Origin of the sequence: Cellulomonas olei (assembly GCF_039548315.1) — a bacterium.
Classification (GTDB): Bacteria; Actinomycetota; Actinomycetes; order Actinomycetales; family Cellulomonadaceae; genus Cellulomonas.
Window position 1 is genome coordinate 1 of sequence record NZ_JBCLVN010000073.1, and the last position, 3,195, is coordinate 3,195.

General features: G+C 75.4%; 1 protein-coding gene and 2 pseudogenes. All 3 read right to left on the minus strand.

Annotated features, from left to right (window positions below; all coding sequences use genetic code 11):
• Positions 1-1,517: pseudogene (locus AAHH18_RS16975) on the minus strand (hypothetical protein); the annotation flags it as partial.
• Entirely contained in the window at positions 1,514-2,089 is a 576-nt protein-coding gene (locus tag AAHH18_RS16980) for a hypothetical protein (RefSeq protein ID WP_283319707.1), read from the minus strand. The pseudogene AAHH18_RS16975 and the gene AAHH18_RS16980, both read right to left, overlap by 4 nt.
• A gap of 145 nt (positions 2,090-2,234) precedes the next feature.
• Positions 2,235-3,195: pseudogene (locus AAHH18_RS16985) on the minus strand (hypothetical protein); the annotation flags it as partial.

Here is a 3,195-nt window from a genome sequence, read left to right on the forward strand (position 1 = left end):
GTGACCCGCAGCCTGCCCTCCACCGAGGTCGCGGTGTCCACCCGCCCGATCGGGCGCGCGTTCTGCACGTCGACGGTCCGGCAGGAGACCTTGGTGTTGGCGCCGCCCGAGCTGTCGATCGCGTACAGGCAGACCTCGTGCCGGCCCGCCGCCGCGGGGAACGAGGTGGTGAACCCGTGCGCGCTGCCCTTGCCGTACGCCCGGCCGACGTCGGGCCGGCTCGCGGTCGCCGCGGCGGAGCGGACGGGCTTGCCGTCGAGGTGCACGTGCACGCGGATCGAGGCGGCGGTGTCGGGGTCGAGCGCCCAGCCGCTGACCTGCACGGTCCCCGCGGAGGGCGACGTGACCTGGTCGAGCCGGCCGATCGGGGGCTGGTTGACGACCGTGACGTCGCGGCAGCCGAGCTGGGAGTTGGCGCCGCCGGCGGAGTCGATGGCGTAGACGCACACGCGGTGCTTCCCGCTGGTCGAGTCGACGGTCGTGCTGAAGCCGTGCGCGCTGCCCTTGCCGTACGCCGAGCCCACGTCGGGCCGGTTGCGGTCGGCGGCCACCGACTGGACCGGCTTGCCGTCCACGTGCACGTGCACCCGGATGGAGGCGGTGGTGTCCGGGTCGAGCGCCCAGCCGCTCACCGCGATCCGGCCCGAGGAGGGCGACGTGACCTGCTCGACGACGCCGATCGGCGCGCGCTGCGTGGGCGAGCCGAACCAGTCGGAGAAGTAGTTCCAGAAGTTGCGGTTGCCGTACGACGAGCAGGAGTCGCCCGTGCCGTACCCGGCGCGGAGCGCGGCGGCGTTCGGCTGGTACGGCGTGTAGTTGTACAGCGAGGCCGTCGCCTGGTTCTGGATGCGGACGGGGCTGGTGCCGCAGGCGGCGTTCGGGTGGAACCGGACCTGGTTCACGATCCCGGCGCGGTGCGTGTAGTTGCCCGGGTTCGCCGCGTACAGCTGGAACTGCCGCGCGGCGAGGTAGACCTGGTTCCCGAACCCGAAGTACTTCGCGTCGCACTCCCGGGTGTCCGGGCAGCCGAACCCGAGCGCCTTGCGGTACGTGGTCTCGGGCTTGCCGGCCGTCGCGGTGACGAGACCCTGCTCCTTCTGGAGCGTGACGAGGAGCACCTGGGGGTTGATGCGGCAGGCGACCGCGACCTTCGCGACGATCTGGGCGGCGGTCTCGCTGGAGGAGCCGGAGTACGCGCGGCAGTACGCGTCCGCCGGCCGGCTGGTCGTGGCCTGCCGGTAGTCCTTGAGGCAGGTGTTCCCGGCGGTGGGCACGCACGAGGCGCCCTTCTGGTTCAGGAACGACTGCACCTGCGCGGCGGACATGGTGCCGGAGTCGTAGAACACCGCGTCGCTGATGATCATGCCGGGGTCGAACTGCGTCAGGTCCGCGGCGGCGGCGGAGCCCCGGTCACCGCCGAGCCCGGCCAGGCCGGTGACGAGCACGGCGGCCGCGGCGAGCACGGGCAGCAGCACGCGCAGCAGCACGGTGCGCACGAGGGTGCGGGGCCGGTTCACGGCACCTCCACGGTCAGCGGGTCGGAGGCGCCGGTGAGGGCGGGGGACGAGTAGGTCACGACGGCCTCCCACGTCCCGGACGTGAGGGGCGGTCCGGACAGGCTCATGCCGGGGCACACGGTGGTGGAGGCGTCGGGGACGGCGTCGACCCCGATCGTGGCCGTGCCTCCCGGGCCCGTCAGGGTGAGGGTGCAGCGGCCTCCGGACTCGACGGTCGCGGCGTAGGCGCCGACCTCGACCGCGGCGGTGCCGGGGTTCCAGGCCGCGTAGGTCGCGACGACGTCCACGGCCGCGGGACCCGCGGGCTGCCCGGGGGTGCCGCCCGTCGGGGCGGGGGCGGGCTCCGTCGGGGCCGCGGGGTCCGGGCTCTCCGGTGCCGGGGCGCTCGGCTCACCGGACGGCCCGGGCCGGGGCGTCGCGGGCGTCGGGGCCGGTGTGGTCGTGACCGGGCTCGGCGCGGCGGCGGGCTCGGCCCCGGGACGGGTGAGCCACCAGGCGAGCGCGCCGGCCACCAGGACGGCGACGGCGGCGCACGCGACGACGACCGCTCTGCGACGGGGGGAGGTGGGCACCGGGGACCTCGCGGATCGGGGGCGGAGACGCGGTCAGGCTACGCACCACCGGGCGGCCGACCGGCCCGCCGCGCCCGGTCGGCGGGCCGGTTGCCCGAATTGCCCCGGTATGTGTACCCGAACGGCGCCGCCCGCCGTCCCGGGGTCAGGGCACGGTGACGGTCGTGCACCCGAGCCGGGGGTTCGGGCCCGCCGGCTGGTTGATCGCGTAGACGCACACCTGCCGCGAGCCCGGGGCCGCGGGCACCGTCGTGTCGAAGCCGTGCGCCGAACCGAGGCCGTAGGCGCGGCCCACGTCCGGCCGCGAGCGGTCCGCCAGCACCGAGCGCACCGGGGTGCCGTCCACGTGCACGTGCACGCGGATCGAGGCGGCGGTGTCGGGGTCGAGCGCCCAGCCCGCGACCCGCACGCCACCCGCCGCCGGGCGGACCACGTCCAGGCGCCCGAGCGGCTTGTCGTTGCTGACCGTCACCGTGCGGCACGTCAGCCGCTTGTGCGGGCCGCTCGGCACGTTGATGGCGTAGACGCAGACCTCGTGCTTGCCCTGCGCCACCGGCACCTCGGCGCTGAAGCCGTGGTTCGGGCCCAGGCCGTACGCCCGGTCGATGTCGGCGCGGTACGTCTCCGCGCGGACGGAGCGCACCGGCTTGCCGTCCACGTGCACGTGGACGGAGATCGGGTCGCGCGTGTCCGCGTCGAGCGCCCAGCCGCGCACCGTCACGGAGTCGGCGCCGGCGGTCAGCGCGTCCACCCGGCCGACCGGCACGTTCCCGACCTCGACCGTGCGGCACGTGAGGCGGGTCGCGGGGCCCGTCGGCTGGTTGATCGCGTAGACGCACACCTCGTGCTTCCCGCCGGTCACCGCGACCGACGCGTTGAACCCGTGCGCGGCCCCGAGGCCGTACGCCCGCTCGACGTCCGGGCGGTCGAGGTCGGCCTTGACCGACCGGACCGCCTTGCCGTCCACGTGCACGTGCACCTGGACGGGCGCCGTGGTGTCCGGGTCGAGCGCCCAGCCGCTGAGCGTCACGCCCTCCGGCGTGGTCGACAGCCGCTCGACCACGCCCACCGGGGCCGCGTTGCGCACGGTCAGCCACGCGCAGCCC